Below are 18,380 nucleotides of genomic sequence, written 5' to 3'. Positions count from 1 at the left end.
TATTATATTGTCTATCGAAAGTGGTGGTTGCCATGCCCATGTTGCCCCGTTGTCTTACCTCGTTTTATATACCACGCTCAAATAAGGCTTAGAGTTCCTTCATTTTTGAACAATGTGAGTGAGCAATACGTGAAATCACTTTTTTCTTGCACCAAAGATGAGTATTTATCATCTTCAACCTTAAAAAGAATTGAAGTAAGGACGTTCCCTCGCTTCTTTTACTCAACTAAAGTTGAATGTTTGCTGGCATTTTGTTCGGATAATCGTCATTTACCCGATGAAAATTGATCTAAACCAGTATCGCTTAAATTTTTAGCCTCGAATTAAAACAAAAGTTGAGACTTTCAAAAAAAATTGAGTATGATGTGATTATGCAAATAAAAACGAAGAAAATGCAGAACGACACATTTTCCGTTGCAAAGTCTGATTGACGTGTGTTTGGACAGCATTTTGTCCTGTTTACCTTTTTTCTGATGAGATAACCATGAGCAATTCTTTAGTTCTTGTAATCAATTCTGGTAGTTCTTCACTTAAATTTGCACTAATCGATACGGTTAGTGGCGAAGCAACCTTAAATGGTCTTGGTGAGTGTTTTGGTCTTGCTGACGCAAACGTTAGCTGGAAAATCGACGGTAAGAAACATGAGTTTCAACTAAGCGATAACGGCAACCACCATAAGCAAGCAATTGACCGTATTGTTGCTTTACTTGAAGAGCAAGGTATTAAACAAGATATCGTTGCTGTTGGTCACCGTGTTGTACATGGTGGCGAGAAGTTTACTCAAACTGTTAAGATTGATGAATCTGTCTTACAAGAAATTGAGAATCTTAGTGATCTAGCACCGCTGCATAACCCTGCACACGTTGTTGGTATGCGAGCTGCAATCGCTGCTTTTCCTGCATTATCTCAATATGCAGTGTTTGATACTGCATTCCACCAAACAATGCCAGCAAAAGCATTTACTGGTGCGATTTCAAGTAAGCTATATGATGACTACGGTATTCGTCGTTACGGCTTCCACGGCACAAGCCATTACTTTGTGAGCCGCGAAGCCGCTAAAGTAATAAATAAGCCGATTGAAAAAAGCAGCTTTATTTCAGTACACCTAGGCAATGGCGCATCAGTATGTGCAATTAAAGACGGTCAAAGTGTTGATACAAGCATGGGCTTTACACCGTTATCTGGCTTAATGATGGGCACACGTTGTGGCGATTTGGACCCAGGCATTATTGAATTCTTGCTGAAAAAAGGCTGGTCTCCAGAGCAAGTATTTAAAGAGTTAAATTCTAACTCTGGCTTCTTGGGCGTATCTGGCTTAACAAGTGACTGTCGTGGTGTTATTGAAGCGATGGAAGAAGGTCATGTTGGTGCAACACTAGCATTTGAAATCTTCACTTACCGTGTAGCAAAATACATTGCCTCTTACATGGTGGCATTAGATGAATTAGATGGCATCATCTTTACGGGTGGAATTGGTGAGAATTCATTACCTATCCGTAGCCAAATTCTTAAGTCTCTTAAGATCTTTGGTTATCGTGAAGATGAAGCAGCAAATGCTGATGCACGTTTTGGGAAAGACGGTGTTATCACGCAGGCAAATACACCTCTTGCAATGGTTATTCCAACCAATGAAGAGTGGGTAATTGCTAAAGAATCTATGGCGCTTTTACACGCTTAATAGATTTTACCAACCTTTCAAAGGTTGGTATTGCCAAGTTGCCTATGAACTTGGCAATACCCTGTTTGGAACGCAGGGATTACGGAACGGGAAAACGGCTCTGAGTGTATGCTCAGGGCCGTTTTTTTATATCTGTATATAATGCAATAGCGAGCAGTATAAGCATTTGCTTATTCCATTCCGTCTGTTGTGTAAATTAAGGTTTGTATTTGATAGTTAAGTATAAGCGCAGGATGTAAAAGGTACGGGTCTTTACTGATATTTTAAATAAAAAATGACTGATACTGCTTGGGTGTAATGGCTGTACGTTTTTTAAAATGTCGCTGAAAGTGTGCTTGGTCGGCAAAGCCTAGCTGTGCTGATGCATCTGTTAAGGTATTGCCTGCTTTGAGCAAGACCTTTGATTTTTTTATGCGTTCATCTAATTGCAACGCATGGGGAGGCATGCCATAAATTGCGTTAAATTGTCGGATGAGGTGGTAGCGGCTTAGACCTGCTTCTTTGGCTAAATCATTTAACGTGAGATTGTTCTCTAGCTGATCGAGTAATTTTTCATGCACTCGTTTTATATAGGGTGAGATCTGTTTTTCAGCTTTTGAGAAAGCGGTTTTACTGGGACCAAAATATCGAGATAAATATTGAATGAAGATACTTTCTGATAATAGAGGGTTCCGTTCATTCATTAAAGTATCGAACAGGACATTAAATTCGCGGTATAGGTTAGGGTCTGTCTCATAGCTGTTTGGAAAGGGGAGATAATCGATATTATCACGCCCGAGTATTTCAGATTGCAGTTTCCCGACCCAATGTGTATCAATAAATAACATCCGGTAACACCAATCATCAGAATCGGGATTACAGCAATGAATATCACCTGGGTTTATGGTGACTGTGTTTGTCGCCTCTATACGGTTTCTTTTATTTAAGTTCTTATAATTGGCGGAGCCACGGTCGATGACACCAAGCGAAAATTCATCATGAGAATGCGCTTGGTAACAAGCGGCTGACTTTGATGCTTTTCGGACCTCCACAAAAGGCAAGGTTTCGCATTGTATTAGAAAAACGGTGTCGTCTTGTTTCATTGCGACTTCCTTAATATCCCCAAAACATGTTAATCACTGTCCCACTTAAAAGTAATCCCATCATAATATTAAAAGTGGCTTGTCGTTTTGTGGTGGATAAATAACGTCCAATATAATTTCCCGCAGCAGCCCATACAGAGACACCTAAAAAGCATACCACAAAGGAGATGGCGCAAAAGATAATTAAGTACAACATTGTGGGTGAGTGTTTCAGTACAAATAAGCTTACACCAGACATCGCGACGAGCCATGCTTTTGGGTTTAGCCCTTGAGACAAGACGCCCTCAAAAAAAGTAGGATGAGCTGTCTTTTTTAAGCCTCTAGCGTTTTCAGTTCCAACAGTGGTTGCAATTTTAAACGCCATATAAAGTAAAAATACCCCGCCAAACACTGTAAGCCACCCTGTCATTTCAGGTAGTATCTTCAATGCTTGTTCTAGCCCAAGTCCACAAAGGAACACGATAAGGGTATAAGCGAATGTCGCACCAAGAACATGAAAGACTGCTTTATGATACCCAAATTGTGCCCCAGCACTGGCTGCGATGATATTGACGGGGCCCGGTGATACCGCACCCACAAAAGCAAAGACTGACATAGAAAGCAAAACTGACTGCATGGTGATTCCGAATTTAACCTGACTGTTATCATACTAAATGGAACTGTATTGTGAGTATTGAACGAAATTGCTTAATCCTGCAGTTACTTCAAGCAAACTGGGTATAAATTGGCTTAATGGAGTACGATAATCAATGTGGTAGCAGTCATTGCTAGGTCTATGCATTCATTGACAACCCAAAAGGATTTTTAAGTGGTTAACCTTCGAGATATGCGTGTGAATGAGTATTCCGCTTACTGCGGCTATTTCATTGCTTACCATAACCAACGAGCACTCGCACTGTATCAAGAGGTTGGGTTTACAATCTCGGGCTACAATATGACGAAAAATATAAGCATGTAATTACGTGCTTTCTTAGCTAGATATTATACCGGCCAAGATGACTTGTTGTTTTATTTGAAAAACGGCTCTTAGGGTATGCTTAGAGCCGTTCTTTCTTTTAGGGGGATTAGAGGTTGCTTATTTTAGATCCATCTTTGCTGTCTTTTGCGTTTTCCTCAAGAAAGTCCATTACTTGCTTTCTTTCGGCGGGGTTTAATCCTGCCCGAGGGAACATACTCTTGGTTATACCTTGCCATTGCACTTTAGTGTATTGACGGGGATCTTTTGCTGAATGACACATGGTGCAACGCTGATAAAAAAGTTTCTCCCCTGCACTTTGCGTAACATCATTTAGCTTTATTTGATCGACGGCAAGGGTGATATCAGGCTTAGTAAGGTTAGTGTTGCCGTCTATTGCGACTATTTGTGGGGGCTCGAACGCCAAGTTTGATGATTCTGAGTCTCGACAGCGTTGAATATATGCCAAACAGGTATTTGCACTGTTGGCTTGGCTCAATTCACTGGAAGCATTGCTAGAGGTTAAAACGTTAATCGCTCCGCTGTTACAACGTCCTTGGCTGTCAAACTGTAACCATGCGCCTTCTTCTAGACTGATCACCCCTTGCATGATTTTTTTCGACACTTTTGCGCCTGCAATAACTCGTCCGCGATCATTAAAGATCTCTACTAGCTGGCCAGAACGGATCCCATGCTTTTCTGCATCTTGATCATTGATCAGTACGTATTGTCTTCCTTGTACATCTTCACGTTTACGTACATCCGCATTGGCCATTTGCGAATGCAAACGCATATACGGATGAGGGCTAACAACATGCACTGCATTGGTTTTTGCATTACCAAGGTATTCAAACGGTTCAATGAACGTTGGCATAGGTGGGCAATCTTTTACCTCAAAATCAGCAATGTCTTGACAGTAAAGTTCAATTTTTCCTGATGTGGTATGAAGTGGGAATTGTTCAGGATCTTGATAAAAGTCACCATGTCTTACCCAATCATTAGCAGATTCAGCGATAGGAAGATGTGCGACACCTTGTTGCCAAAACTCATCAAATGGCAAAATGGCCGATGAGGCTTTATAAGCACGTTTTAAAATATCATTAAAGGCTAAACCATCGGTAAATTGCTTTTCGACCCCAAACATTTTTGACAGTAAGCGGAAAATTTCAAAGTCATCCAAGCTTTCGCCGTAAGGTTTGATTACTTGGCGCATTGCATAGATTTTATCGTTACTGTACGTGCCGCCTGAAGAAAGGTCGTCACGTTCTAGCGAGCTTGTTGCCGGCAGTACGATGTCAGCATAGCGAGAAGAAGCACACCACCATGGATCTTGGCAAATAAAGGTATCGACCTTTTGGTTTAATGCTGCGATCAATTCATTGGTATTTTGTTGATGTGATAAGAGGTTATTCCCTGCGTTATAAACGACTTTAACATCAGGGTAGGTATATTCGATGCCATCACGAGTAAAGCGTTTACCTGGGTTATTTAACATTTCAGAGATACGCGATGCTGGGCAAATTTTATCTACCGGATTTTTGCCCTGTGATAAACCAACAGGTAATGCTTTACCTGATTGAGGCATACCGCCGTTACCATAGTGCCAGCTAAAACCGACCCCTTCACCGGGCTTACCTATTTTGCCCAACATAGCTGCAAAATTAATGATCGCCCAATGAACCATTTCGCCATGATCTGCCCGTTGAAGTGACCAACCTGCGGCAAACTGCGTTTTTTTATTAGCGAATAGCTCTGCCATTTCTTTGATCTTTTCAGCAGAAATACCAGTGATTTTCTCTGCCCATTGTGGTGACTTCACAACCCCATCATTTTTGCCCATCAGATGGTCAATATATTTATCGGCACCCACGGTATAGCGCGCTAAATACGTTAGGTCATACAGTTCTTTTTCATAGGCACATTGCGCCATGGCAAGAAATAGGGCGGTATCGGTATTAGGTACTATTTTTACCCAGTCAGCATCCAGTTCATCATCGGTGCGGGTACGCTGTGGGTTGATCGAAATAAATTTAATGCCTTTCTCTGCAAACTGTTTCCAGCGAGGGTACATTTGATGATCTGCGACGCGAAATTCAATGCGGTTATTTTTCCAAGGGTCACAACCGATGAGTACAAATACTTCGGTATGCTTTTCAATAACAGGCCATGCGGTTTGTGGTGAGTAGACTTCCATATCACCAATAACATGAGGCAAGATAACTTGAGATGCACCACCAGAGTAATCGCCCGTTGTTGTACTTTGACCACCGATTAAATTGAAGAAACGTCCCTGCAATACTTGAGGTCGCATTAAACCAGCATGAGACCAACCCCCATAAGAGCTACTAAAAATAGCCTCATTTCCAAACTCTTTGGCTGTGGTTTGAATGCTATCGGCCACAAGGGATAACGCCGTCTCCCAGCTCACTCGTACAAAAGGTTCTTTCCCGCGTAAATGGGGTTTATTGTCACCTTTTGGATCGGCAAGGTAAGATTGTCTTACCATGGGGTATTTCACCCGAGTCTTATCATAGACACGGCTTAGAAGGCCTTCAGTCAACATTTCAGTTGGCATTGCATCCAGTTCTTTGCGGGGCTGAACACCAATTAAAATACCGTCTTTAACTATCGCGTTAAAAGGCCCCCAGTGACTTGCGTGCGGAATCACATCAACATCATCGCCAGAAAAAATTTTCGATGCTGGAAAGATCACTAAACCACCCGCTGCGGCAACAGCTGTGGCAATAGAGGTTTTTAATAGGGTACGACGAGAAATAGCCATCATCATTTTCATTTTTGTTAGTTGTGACGACGATACTACCCCTATAAAGAGGTATTTAAAATGTACATTTAATCAATTTTATATTTAAGAAAGGTAACCTATACACATGAAAGTATAATTTAAAGAGGGGAAATGCGGACGCCTTCACTGACTGTTTAAATAAAACGGCTCTGATGCCACAAGCCGTTTAGATATCGATGTAGTTAAGCGAGTCTATACCCAAGTTACTTCAAGATAAGTTAGCTTTACTCATTTATTTCAATGGCAGGTAAATATCAGTGATTAATTCATGTTCAGACACTTCAGGAAAGAAATTCATATAGTGAAAGAAACAGGGATCATCGCGTAATTCTTCACCGCTTTCAGGTAACCATTGACCATAAAGGTAATGAATTTTCGTATCTAAGCCATTATGAGAGCCATAATGCCTAATAACAGCACATCGACCTGCTGAAAGTGTTTTACTTACAATGCCAAATGTATTCTCTTTAATTGCTGTTTTTACTTCGCCACAAATATCAAACCGAAAATCTTCAGGTGCTGCTACTTTTGGGTCGTTATAAATGATACCAAAAGATCGACTGGTTAGAATGGGCGATAGACCCGTGGTTTTACGCCATTCAATGAACCGGCTGACTGATTCGTTGACGAGTTCAGGAGCTGCTTGGTGCTCCATAACGGCTATTTTTGTTTTATCGAAGTGTTTAATTTCAACATTCATATTCTTCTCCAATTTTATCTCTCGATAATGATATTTTTGATGCCATTGCAACCAGTTGGATTGGTGGCGAAATTCAGAAGGGGATTGAGCAAATACTTTTTTGAATGCACGTGAAAAAGATTCTGGGTACTCAAAGTTAGCATCAAGAGCGATATCGATTATGCGCGTGTCTTGATGGAAAAAAAGCTGATAAGAAGCGCGCTTAAGCCTTAGCTGTTGAATAAATTTGAATACACCAATACCCATATAGTGTGTGAACTGGCGGTGAAAGTGATACTTAGAGAAGTGAGCGACTTTACTGAGCTCCTCAACGGTTAACTCGTCGTCTAGGTGTGCGTATATATAGTCACACACCTTATTGATTCTTCTTTGGTAACTTTCGTCTATCTGCACTGTATGACCTTTTTGCATTCACAATGTATCTGTAAATCTGTTTTTGAATGGCAGTAAGTATCCGTATTGTGAGAATGAAGTTCCTGACCAATATTGCTAAGTTATAATAGAGAACGCTGATTGATAGTCGTTACTTAGTTGATAAGCTACTTGCGGGCTTTTTTTTTGGCCAGTAATAAAAAATATAATGCCACCCTACCCACAAGACTAACCCTGTCGCGACGGTAATTTCAAATATGCCTAATCGTTCTAACCAAGCCCAGTGTGGGTGATCAATTACTAGCCAGTCGGTTAAGCGGTCGATCGATACCGCACTGATTACCGAAGGAAAAGTAACAGCCGCTAATGATGGTTGAAACCGGTGTTTTAAAAGATCGAAATAACACAAATACACCAGAATAGTCATGGTGATACCTATGCCTGCTAATGCGCCCACTAAAACAGGGTCGGGTTCAGCGACATTCAGTAAATAAGCGGTTAAAGAAAGGTTAACAGGGGCAGCCATAATAGCCAATGTCGGTCTTGCTGGGCGAGGCATTCTACCTGCAAAGCACAAACGATATAGCACAACAGGTAGCATGATAAAATATACTGCGATACAGAAATGCGTCATGGTAACGGCTAAATCGGAGTGTCCTAGTTGAGCGCCTGCTAACGTACCACTGATAGCTCCTACAGGGTATAAAAACCAACTAGGGTAGAGATGGATTAAGCGGAATTTACGTAGCTGAAAACTAAAAAAAAGTATCATCATAGTAAAGTGAAGCAGTAAGGCTGGGTACCAAAGTAAGCGGGCACTCACTACATGCATAGAAGACCAATAATCTGATAAAACCAGCATAGTCATCGACATCGGTGCCATTAAACTGCCATAAAGTGGGTGCTTTAAATCGACAATAAATAATTGCGGATTGAAGATATATTTGAGTACTACAGGTATTAATAGGCAGGCGCCAATAAGAGCACATATTCCGCGAATAATATCGCCACTACTGGGTAAAAAGAGTGACCATGCTAATCCTAACCCTGTAAAAGCCAATGCTAATGCGGCTTGGGCTGTAGGAACTTGTTGTAAAGCAACGCCTATCGGTGACATCTATATCACAATCCTTCTGATTTCTATTCATTTTCATGGGGTTAAGAATGCACTCAAATCTGGCACTATAAAACCCGTTTCAAAGGTTACACTAAAATAACATTGTATTGTTTAATCGATGCTTAAAAGTGACATTTCTAATCAACATTTTATCGTCGTTTTAGTGGTGAAAGTCAGTGTAAATCTTTGGACAAATGAAATTTTGTAGTTGTCTCTATAGATATAGAAAAATAATTTGCTTAATTCGTAATCCTTGACCATATTTAAGTTGTGACCTGTATTGAGTGTTTAAATGGTTTAGCTTCTCGGAGGATATGAGTGGTACTCGTCTTACTCAGAATGCAGGTTTCAGGGTGTGCTTGATGATTACATCAGGTACCTTACGATACAAAGCAACAAAGCAACAAAGCAACAAAGCAACAAAGCAACAAAGCAACAAAGCAATAAGTAAAAGAAGCAAAGTAACAAGTAAAAATGAAAGTAAATGTGTAATGCGAAAAGCACTAAGTCGACAACTTCAGTGTTAACAATTTGGTAGATACACCGAAAATTTGTTTTACTTCGCCAATACAGACTAGTTCGATAAAGCTACTTATAGCATCGAATACGGCATACTCATCGTAATGAGTGGCGAAGACAGAAAGACGATATACAGTAAAAACCTTGCGTGTGCTGAGTAGGTAGACGAAGGTAAGTAAATCGAACAAAGCCGCACTGCAATGGTGCGGCTTATCTTTTGGTTTCGATAAACCCTCCATGATTAGCTCTCTATGTTGAAGCTATTGCCGTGATGGTGACTGGCTCAAAAACGTATCTGAATTTTCTAGAGCGCCCCCATGAAGGAAAGCAGATGAACATTCCCTTAGATTTAGCTCTTAATGATGACACTTACCGCACCTTGTCTCCCGCGATATTGGTAATTTTCAGCGGCGACAGAGAATTAACTTAATTTATCAGTCAGAATTGTGACGACTTGGGCGCACGAAATGGCTCATCAGGTCTAGTATAAAGTGGGTAAGTTTTCTATTTCACCGCAGGTGAAAGTACGACGATCATTAACGAAATACGGCGGCATCAATGACAGTGAATGATTTGCCGCTTGGTTGTTAGCGGCCCAGAGATTAGAAAGCACTTTACCGGATGCCTTTGCATTCATTACCGAAGCGGTTGCTACTGCGAGTTAACCAAAGGACAGATGATGACCCATTTACACCAAGCTCAAGCCCTGTTTAAGGAGCATTTAACCATTGAATCACTGCGCCATCTCGACAAGTTGGAGAAGCTGACCAGTGGCGAAGAGGCAGATCAGATCGGTGAACTCTGGGAAGTGGTGATGGCAGATGCAGATGAGGCTGTACTAGAGCAGGCCCGAGAAGAAGGGCTGATTTAATGCCTCTCAAACGGGTATGACGTTTGGTACGCCTTACGAATATGATGCTTCCATTATTGGTCAAGATAAACAACTAATAAGTCGGTCTCAACGGCATTTGCCAATTTGGGCACAGATGAGAATAGACGACTCAAAAATGTATGATGGTGGCCGCAAACAACTAAGTCGATATCCATTTCTCTAACTATCCCTGAGAGTTTTATATGGAGATCGCCTATGACGACTAAGGTGTCTGTAATCGGATAATCACTCTGATCCGCCAGGGTTTGTAACTCTTTCTGTAATGTCAGTTTTTCTTTTTGTGCCAAAACCACCTTATCAACATCCACAAAAACAAATGAAAGTTTGCAATTAGCGCCTTTAGCTAATGAGATCGCTTTATCAATGACGATCTGGCTGGATTGAGATAAATCAACAGCCACTAATATGTGCTTATAGCTCATTACTTTTTTCCAATTAGTTATTATATGATTGCCTTAAGTCTAGCACCGGAGAAGTTCACTCTAATTCAGAAAATCAAGAAAAACCAAAAATAAGCAGCTTGAATTTCAATCAAATAGTGACTGTCGTTTGTCGGATATCGTCGGTTAAACTGTGAACTGTACTGATGTTAAACTCTTGGCTGACTCATCTTTGCCCCGAAATGTGTTGTACGTTTTAAGGCCGTTCATGGGTAGCATAAAGCAAAGCAGGTAGATCTTGATATTATTGAATATACTTATTAACTGTTGCTAATAATGTATTATTTTTGCACTACCTTTAGATTGTCACTGTAACGGAAGGAGTAAAGTCATATGCCACTTTTGGCCTGCCCAACTTGCGAAAAATTAATTTCAAAACGAGCCCATAGCTGCCCACAGTGTGGTGAGCCAGACCCATTTAACTACTATAGCCGCAAGAGTTGGATCGAACGTTTAGTGTGGACAGTTGTGATAGTGGCGATCGTAGCCTTTAGCTGGCAGGTATTGTTCCCAATGTTAATTGAAGCTGTGCGCTAACTATCTGGCGCACCTCTCTGGGGAGAACTATAGTGAAGCTGAGAATTTAGCCATCTTTTATAGATTGTGGTTGGTGATCACTCTAAGCCGTGTGATGTGAACACCAAAGTAAGGTTCCACTTATTTCTAGCGGTTTCATTTGCCAAACCTTGCGAGTGGCTGCAACGGCTACAATTCAATAAGCGTTTTGCATTATTTCAATTTAATTTTGAAAAATATTATAGTTATTATCATTGAAATAGTTATCTGTATGTTTTTAAAGGATTAAAAGTTCTTATCCACAAAAACAGTGGGTAACTATGGCTTTGGTATATCACCATTCCCTCTAAGCGTTAATTTATATTAATCAGATTATCACTAGAGGTGCTTAATAATCTCGATCCTGTCTTTGTATTCCACATTCACACTGTGAATATTTATCCGAAAATGATTCCGCGTGATACTGTAAATACCACTTATGGGGTGTTTTGTCGTGGTGCTAACTGCAATGTTAAGACTTAATAATGACGTTAAAAGTCAAGAAATTGACCCTGGTTGCGCTGGGTCACTATTACCTTAAATACCTGTGAGGTATTGTATTTATATGCGGTGTCATTTGATAAATTATGCAGTTCTAATACACATTATAGTTAAGGTTAAGCATGCCTAAGCCATTTCGCTCGATTACAATTCGAACGACAATATTGTTAGTTTTTGTCATTCCAACTTCTTTTTTATTATTCTTTATTGGAATGCAAATTGATGCTGCAAATAAGCAACTTGCTAATGCTGAGGTATCAAGTGAAACTATTGAACTGTTTAACCTTTACGATGAAGTTGCCCATCAGTTTGCGGTTGAACGTGGTTTAACTGCGGGCGTTATCGCAGCTAAAGGGCAAGGTACGCAGCGTGATAAATTGAATAATCAACGTAACGTTGCAGATCAGGCTTACCGTAATTTAGTTGAATTTAAACCAGAAAGCCTTGATATGGTTTTAGTGCGTGATTTGTTGCGTGCTGTACAGAATGAATTAGATAATCGTCAAAATATTCGTACGCAAGTGGATCGTTTAGCCATTGTTGATTCACCCTTTGCTTATTATTCAAATGTGAATACTTTATCGCTCGATAACCTATCTATGTTGCTGACACAAATTAGCAACCGTGATTTAAAACAAGAACTGCAAGGGTTGCTGTCTTTACTTGTCGTTAAAGAGCAAGCAGGTAAAGCTAGGGGGGCATTAAACGGTGCTTTTGCAGGTAAGCGTTCTTCGTTAGACCAATATGCCCAAGTCAGTAGCTATATTGATGCTGAGCGTTACGCTTTACGTCAAGCTAACATGTTATTGGAAGGTGATGCTAAACGTCGTATTAGCGAAACAGCGCAAACCAATACTTGGCAACAAGTGATGACGATTCAACAACAGTATTTATCTCAGAAAAATGCGTTGCCATCCATTCAAGGTCCGACAGCTTCTGTTTGGTTTGATTTAGCCACTCAACGAATTGGTTTAGTTAAAGGATTACGCGATAGTTTGACTGCTGATATTTTATTAAAAGCTCAAGCTAACCGAGACAATGCGAGTTTTGTTCGATTACTGTATATCTGCTTAAGTATTCTTGTGATCTTGCCTTTAATTTTGCTAACTATGCAGTCTGTTATAAAGCTACGTCGTCGAGTATCTGGCTTTACGCAAAAGCTGGATATGATGGCTAGAAACAAAGATCTCACTGTACGTTTATCTGATAACCAAAATGATGAATTAGGTGAAATCGCTCGTCACTTTGATGGTCTTGCTATTAGCTTGAGTGACACCTTAACTAAATCCCTACGTGTTGCGAGTCAGACTCAACAAGAAATGGTGGCCATGGTCGCGTTAGTTGATACCGCTCGTACTGTGAGTGAGCAGACCCATCAACGTTGTGACAGTATTGCCGCTGCGATGACTGAAATGGCGCAAACGAGTGATCAAGTTGCAGGCATTACGGGTGAAGCACAAACGAGTACTGATTTGGTGAAAACCAACGCGATGGCCTGTTATGATCATGGTGAACAATCTTTTGTCACCACGACACGTTTGCTTGATAGTGTTAATCAAACTTATGAGTGCATTGAAGGGCTAGAAAAGCAGATGGTTAATGTATCGCAGATATTAGATACGATTAATGCTATTTCTGAGCAAACAAACTTACTTGCTTTGAATGCTGCAATTGAAGCAGCCCGTGCTGGCGATCAAGGGCGTGGTTTTGCTGTTGTGGCCGATGAAGTACGAACTTTGGCACAGCGTAGTAAGCAATCAACAGAAGATATTCGACATTTACTTGATGGTATCGGTGAGAATGCCAAAGTGTCATTTGTGAATATGCAGCAAAGTCGTGAAGCGAGTTATGAAACGCAAAGTGTTGTGTCAGAAACGAAAACATTAATGGAAGCGTTGATTGGTACTGTAAATGACATTGCAGAATTCAATACCAGCATTGCTACCGCGTCTGAGCAACAATCGCAAACAACAAACACTGTTGATTCCGATGTTGATAATTTATTAGAAATGGCACAAAGCACTAATCAAACGATTGTTAGTATTCATGCTGAAATGGATATTGTTCAACAACGTATGGCTGAATTAGTGCATGAAGTGACGGCATTTAAGTTGGATGTCGTTTCTAATTAATTTTTAATTGGTTCTTATTGATGAAAGGATTCACGCATGTGGATCCTTACCATTACGTTAAATCCTATTGTCCCCTTCACCGCGAATATAACCCAATGCGTCATAACGTTCATCGATGTTATCAAGGTTCCATGTTGGGCATAATTACTCTCGGCTTGTTGAGTAACCTTGTGACAAGCCCAACTTACAGCTTCTAGCTAGATTAATCGAGGTGAGTCCTTACTCATTAATTAGCTATCGATCTTGGCACATTTTTACATCTCGATGAGTTTTGTGGGAGTAAATTTCAGTAGAGCAATTTACACATTTATATTTAAGATATTTATTTTTAACTGTTTTTTCTATGAGTGTTCTGTGTATTTGATTAAACACGGAACTCTCATGACAAAAAGGGCACTTTTCAATGATTTGCATAGATCCTACCGACTCACGAATAAAAGAATGACCCATACATATAAAGTATGTCCAAGCGGTAACTAATCTATTATAGGCATATGAGTTGATGGTTTTGTGATCTTGCTTCCAATGTGGGGTGTAAAGTTGCAATGTACTAGCAATAATGGTGCGGTTTATCACTATTGTATAAGCAAAAAAAAGCCCTAATCTGATAAGCAGAATAGGGAAAATGTTTCTATAAAAGAATTTATAGAAAATAACGTGTAGAAGATAACTTGTATGGTTTCATATTCCGTTAGTGGAAATTGTGATTTTCGTCCAATATTTGATGGCAAATAGAGTTTTAACTCAAAACCTATCGCTGAAATATGATTATCAAAGTAACCAGAATTGCTAGCCTAAGTGTTTTGATGCAGAGGTTTGGTAACATATGACCTACAGTGAGGGGATGCAACTTAGAAAGTGACGGTAGGTTTGCTCAAGATTGAACTCCTGCTATTAGTTGAAGAGCGTGCCCTAAGCTCCGCTCTTCAATTTCTAGCACTACGTTCTCTTTTTTAATTCTATTCTTGCCAGCGTTTGAAAATCAATGATGTATTGATACCGCCGAACGCAAAGTTATTGCTCATAATATATTGGCAATTAATATTGCGCCCTTCACCGCGAATATAATCTAATGCACCACAACGTTCATCGATATTATCAAGGTTCAAGGTTGGGCTAAACCAGCCCGTGTGCATCATCTCTAAACTCAGCCATGCTTCAATGGCACCACAGGCACCAAGAGTATGACCAAAGTAGCTTTTTAATGAGCTAATCGGTGCTTTATCGCCGAAGATGTTGGCTGTTGCATTACTTTCTGCAATATCACCTTTTTCTGTCGCCGTGCCATGTGCAGAAACGTAGTCGATAGATTCTGGCGACAAATCCGCATTTTTTAACGCCATTTCCATACAAAGTTGCATGGTTTCTTGTTGTGGCTGAGTGACATGAGCCGCATCGCAGTTACTGGCGAAGCCAACCAGTTCTGCATAAATTTTGGCACCACGCGCAATAGCGTGTTCGTATTCTTCGAGTACCAAGGTACCTGCACCTTCACCAATCACTAAACCATCGCGATCGGTATCATAGGGGCGAGGGGTTGTTTTCGGAGCATCATTTTTAAGGCTAGTCGCGAACAAAGTGTCAAAAACTGCTGATTCTGTTGGGCATAACTCTTCAGCGCCGCCTGCAATCATGACGGTTTGGTAACCGTGTTTAATCGCTTCATAGGCATAACCGATGGCCTGGCTGCCAGATGTGCATGCGCTACTGGTTGGAATAACACGACCACGAAAACCAAAGAATAAACCGACGTTAACCGCGGTTGTATGGGGCATCATTTGCACATAGGTTGTAGCGGTGATGGCTCTGGTGCTCTTTTCATTTAGCATGACACCAAAGGCACCAATAGCGGGGGTACTACCGGTCGATGAGCCGTAAGCAATGCCAGTTTCACCGTTAGTCAGTACGTCGTTATCGAGTAACCCGCTTTGTATCAGGGCATTCTCTGTCGCTAAGGTTGAGAGTTTGGATACCCGACCCATAGAGCGAATTTTTTTACGGGTGTAATGCTTAGGCAGTGAAAAGTCATTAATAGGCGCGGCAAGTTTTGTATTTAAGCCATCATATTGTTCATAGTCGACCATATACTGGGTCGCATTCTCACAAGCACGCAATTTAGGCTCGATGGCCTTCCAGTCATTCCCTAAAGCAGTTACGCCAGACATGCCTGTTACAACAACACGACGGATCATATTAGTCCTCCATTTACCGAAATTACTTGGCGGGTTACATACGCCGCGATATCAGACATTAAGTAGCTAACAAGACCCGCTACTTCTTCAGGTTCGCCCATGCGGCGTAATGGTACTTGTGGCAAGGCATGTTCTTTAACATGTTCATCAACCATACCGGTATCGATTAAGCCGGGTGCGACACAGTTTACCGTGATCTTTCGTTTAGCTAGCTCTAGTGCTAACGATTTAGTTGCGCCAATCACGCCTGCTTTTGCTGCGCTATAGTTAGTTTGACCACGATTACCTATAATGCCAGAAACAGACGCTAATGTAATAATACGGCCACCTTTGCGTTTCTGTACCATTGGCATAACGCAAGGGTGAAGTACGTTATAAAAGCTATCGAGGTTGGTGTGAATCACGCCATCCCATTCTTCTTCTGTCATCGCAGGGAACGCGGTATCGCGGGTAATACCAGCGTTACTGACGACGCCATAGTAGGCTCCATATTTAGCAATATCGGCTTCAAGTTGTTCACGACATTGAGCACGATCACTTATATCGAACTGAATAATACGACCCGAACCGCCAGCGTGTTGAATATCGCTTAATGTCGCTTCTGCGCCAGACTTGTCACTCATGTAATGGACTGCGACAGTAAAGCCGTCTTTAGCAAGCTGTGTAGCAACGGCACGTCCGATACCCTTACTCGCGCCTGTTACTAATACCTGTCGGGTCATGAAGGATTCCTATTTTCTTGAGAGTGGCCGATCATTTGATCTAATTTTTCTGGTGATGGAACAAATGCATTTAATTGGCTAGTGGCTAACACTGTTCCTTGATGTTCAATACGGCAAGTGAAAACTGCCATTCCATTATTTTCCATTAGGCGCTCGGCATAAATGTCGAGTAAGTCACCCTCATTAAAAGCGCTGCATTCTGTTTGGTAGCGGCGGCACCCGAGTAAAAAACCAATAGGGGAGGGTTTACCTTGTTTCCAAGCATGATAACCCGCCCAACCAGCAACAGATTGAGCCATAAACTCAATGCCGACATGGCCAGGAATGCTACGGGTTTCAGGATCGAAAAAAATACAATTTTCGTTGATATTCACCCGACAATGAACATGTTCTTCACCTACGTCGATGAGCTCATCAACCAACACCATCGGTGTGTCATGAGGTATAAGTTGATGCAGATGTGGAATATTAGTCATGTGTATACCCAAATATCAGGCTGATGTTATTGCCACCAAAGGCAAATGAATTACTTAAAATCGCGGGCTGAACAAGTTTCGCTTTCGGTTCAACTAACGTAATAGGGGCAAGGCTATTTGCTATTTCTGCATCATTTATTTGTGCAGGAAGATCAATGCCGTAATGTAATATGTGCCAACAAATAGCCGCTTCTACAGCACTCGCTGCACCCAAAGTATGGCCAGTAAAAGGTTTTGTTGAGCTTACTGGTATTTTTGTACCAAAGACACGATGAATAGCCTTCGCTTCCATCTCGTCATTTAACGGGGTTGCTGTACCGTGTGCATTGATGTAGCCAATGTCTTCTGGGGCTAGCCCTGCATCATCCAGTGCTTTGCGCATTGCTTCTTCTGCACCATTGCCTTCAGGGTGTGGCGCCGAGATGTGGTGGGCGTCAGAGCTATCGCCAACACCTAACAAAGCGATCTTCTGTTTGGCTTGTTTTTCGTCAGACTCTGGCGTTAAGGCTAACAACATGAATGCGGCCGCTTCACCAATATTAATGCCATTACGGTTTTTGCTAAAAGGGTTACATAAGGTGTTTGAAAGTGCGTCTAAACCGTGGAAACCATTTAAGGTTAGCTGACAAAGAGAATCGACCCCACCGACGATAACAGCATCAACAATGCCCATTTTTAATAATCGTTTGGCTGAAAGAAAAACCCTACCGCTTGAAGAACAAGCCGTTGAAATGGTATAGGTTGGCCCTTCTAGCCCGAAATAATCAGCAACAAATTCAGCGGGATTACCAATTTCTTGTTGGTAGTAATGATAATCAGCAGGAAAAGAGCCGTTATCCATCTGCTGGCTTAAGGCTTTCTCGCCATCTGAAATACCCGAGGTGCTGGTGCCGATGATTACAGCGAGACGATCTTTGCCATATTGATTAATCGCATGCTCAATCGGTGCAGTAATTTGCTGCAAGGCTGATAGTGCAAGGCGATTATTGAAAGTATCTTGCTGCTGGTAGCGTGCTGGCACTGCAGGTAGGAATTCGCGTATTTTACCTACAACCGTATCAGACCCATCATTCAACCAGCCTTTTACTGGCAGCATATCGGGTGAAGCCCCTTGCTGCAGGCGTGAATGTATTTCTTCTGCATTTTTGCCTAACGCAGAATGAAACCCACAGCCATGAATATACACGGGCGTACTTTTATTGTCTTTTTTCGTGGTGTTCGACATATTAATCGTCATCGCCTTT

At 41.3% G+C, this 18,380-nt stretch carries 16 protein-coding genes and 1 pseudogene; 5 read left to right on the top strand and 12 right to left on the bottom strand.

Annotated features, from left to right (window positions below; all coding sequences use genetic code 11):
* The first annotated feature begins 484 nt into the window (after nucleotides 1-484).
* On the top strand, nucleotides 485-1,678 hold the full coding sequence (locus C9J48_RS07920) for an acetate/propionate family kinase (RefSeq protein ID WP_006228752.1): 1,194 nt from the start codon (nucleotides 485-487) through the stop codon (nucleotides 1,676-1,678).
* A 263-nt stretch (nucleotides 1,679-1,941) separates the two neighbouring features.
* On the opposite strand, the gene C9J48_RS07915 is transcribed toward C9J48_RS07920, so the two are convergent.
* Nucleotides 1,942-2,760, bottom strand: coding sequence for an AraC family transcriptional regulator (locus C9J48_RS07915; protein ID WP_006228753.1), 819 nt, complete (start codon nucleotides 2,758-2,760; stop codon nucleotides 1,942-1,944).
* 10 nt (nucleotides 2,761-2,770) lie between these two features.
* Nucleotides 2,771-3,376 (bottom strand): LysE family translocator, encoded by a 606-nt coding sequence (locus tag C9J48_RS07910; RefSeq protein WP_006228754.1) that lies wholly within the window; start codon nucleotides 3,374-3,376, stop codon nucleotides 2,771-2,773.
* A gap of 249 nt (nucleotides 3,377-3,625) precedes the next feature.
* Here C9J48_RS07910 and C9J48_RS28345 point away from each other — a divergent pair.
* Nucleotides 3,626-3,718, top strand: a pseudogene (locus C9J48_RS28345) (GNAT family N-acetyltransferase); the annotation flags it as partial.
* A 106-nt stretch (nucleotides 3,719-3,824) separates the two neighbouring features.
* Here C9J48_RS28345 and C9J48_RS07900 read toward each other — a convergent pair.
* From C9J48_RS07900 to C9J48_RS27855, 5 genes are all read right to left on the bottom strand, one after another.
* On the bottom strand, nucleotides 3,825-6,497 hold the full coding sequence (locus C9J48_RS07900) for a molybdopterin-dependent oxidoreductase (RefSeq protein ID WP_006228755.1): 2,673 nt from the start codon (nucleotides 6,495-6,497) through the stop codon (nucleotides 3,825-3,827).
* Between the two features lie 253 nt (nucleotides 6,498-6,750).
* Nucleotides 6,751-7,611, bottom strand: a complete 861-nt coding sequence (locus C9J48_RS07895) for an AraC family transcriptional regulator (RefSeq protein WP_242610781.1) — start codon at nucleotides 7,609-7,611, stop codon at nucleotides 6,751-6,753.
* Between the two features lie 130 nt (nucleotides 7,612-7,741).
* Nucleotides 7,742-8,707: a TDT family transporter gene (locus tag C9J48_RS07890; protein ID WP_006228757.1), complete on the bottom strand. Its 966-nt coding sequence runs from the start codon at nucleotides 8,705-8,707 to the stop codon at nucleotides 7,742-7,744.
* A gap of 503 nt (nucleotides 8,708-9,210) precedes the next feature.
* A complete protein-coding gene (locus tag C9J48_RS07885; RefSeq protein WP_006228758.1) occupies nucleotides 9,211-9,465 on the bottom strand; it encodes a hypothetical protein in 255 nt (84 codons plus the stop codon).
* Between the two features lie 242 nt (nucleotides 9,466-9,707).
* Nucleotides 9,708-9,863: a hypothetical protein gene (locus C9J48_RS27855; protein ID WP_181320803.1), complete on the bottom strand. Its 156-nt coding sequence runs from the start codon at nucleotides 9,861-9,863 to the stop codon at nucleotides 9,708-9,710.
* A 39-nt stretch (nucleotides 9,864-9,902) separates the two neighbouring features.
* On the opposite strand from C9J48_RS27855, the gene C9J48_RS07880 reads away from it, so the two are divergent.
* Nucleotides 9,903-10,097 (top strand): hypothetical protein, encoded by a 195-nt coding sequence (locus tag C9J48_RS07880; protein ID WP_258191555.1) that lies wholly within the window; start codon nucleotides 9,903-9,905, stop codon nucleotides 10,095-10,097.
* A 53-nt stretch (nucleotides 10,098-10,150) separates the two neighbouring features.
* Here C9J48_RS07880 and C9J48_RS07875 read toward each other — a convergent pair whose 3' ends face one another.
* Nucleotides 10,151-10,540, bottom strand: a complete 390-nt coding sequence (locus C9J48_RS07875; RefSeq protein ID WP_006228761.1) for a universal stress protein — start codon at nucleotides 10,538-10,540, stop codon at nucleotides 10,151-10,153.
* 351 nt (nucleotides 10,541-10,891) lie between these two features.
* Here C9J48_RS07875 and C9J48_RS07870 point away from each other — a divergent pair, with 351 nt between their 5' ends.
* Nucleotides 10,892-11,095 (top strand): hypothetical protein, encoded by a 204-nt coding sequence (locus C9J48_RS07870; protein WP_006228762.1) that lies wholly within the window; start codon nucleotides 10,892-10,894, stop codon nucleotides 11,093-11,095.
* 641 nt (nucleotides 11,096-11,736) lie between these two features.
* Entirely contained in the window at nucleotides 11,737-13,746 is a 2,010-nt protein-coding gene (locus tag C9J48_RS07865; protein ID WP_006228763.1) for a methyl-accepting chemotaxis protein, read from the top strand.
* A gap of 959 nt (nucleotides 13,747-14,705) precedes the next feature.
* Here C9J48_RS07865 and C9J48_RS07860 read toward each other — a convergent pair.
* From C9J48_RS07860 to C9J48_RS07845, 4 genes are read right to left on the bottom strand one after another with little or no spacing between them, the layout of a single operon-like run.
* Nucleotides 14,706-15,938, bottom strand: coding sequence for a beta-ketoacyl-ACP synthase (locus C9J48_RS07860; RefSeq protein WP_006228764.1), 1,233 nt, complete (start codon nucleotides 15,936-15,938; stop codon nucleotides 14,706-14,708).
* A complete protein-coding gene (locus tag C9J48_RS07855; RefSeq protein WP_006228765.1) occupies nucleotides 15,935-16,660 on the bottom strand; it encodes a 3-ketoacyl-ACP reductase FabG2 in 726 nt (241 codons plus the stop codon). Before C9J48_RS07855 ends, C9J48_RS07860 begins: the two co-directional genes overlap by 4 nt.
* Nucleotides 16,657-17,136: a hotdog family protein gene (locus C9J48_RS07850; protein ID WP_006228766.1), complete on the bottom strand. Its 480-nt coding sequence runs from the start codon at nucleotides 17,134-17,136 to the stop codon at nucleotides 16,657-16,659. Before C9J48_RS07850 ends, C9J48_RS07855 begins: the two co-directional genes overlap by 4 nt.
* A complete protein-coding gene (locus C9J48_RS07845) occupies nucleotides 17,129-18,373 on the bottom strand; it encodes a beta-ketoacyl-[acyl-carrier-protein] synthase family protein (protein ID WP_006228767.1) in 1,245 nt (414 codons plus the stop codon). The genes C9J48_RS07850 and C9J48_RS07845 overlap by 8 nt, the downstream gene beginning before the upstream one ends.
* Nucleotides 18,374-18,380 lie beyond the last annotated feature (7 nt).

The organism is Photobacterium profundum (genome assembly GCF_003026285.1).
Taxonomy (GTDB): Bacteria; Pseudomonadota; Gammaproteobacteria; order Enterobacterales; family Vibrionaceae; genus Photobacterium; species Photobacterium profundum.
Note: the sequence above shows the minus strand (reverse complement) of the source record. Positions and strands in the feature narration are given on the sequence as shown.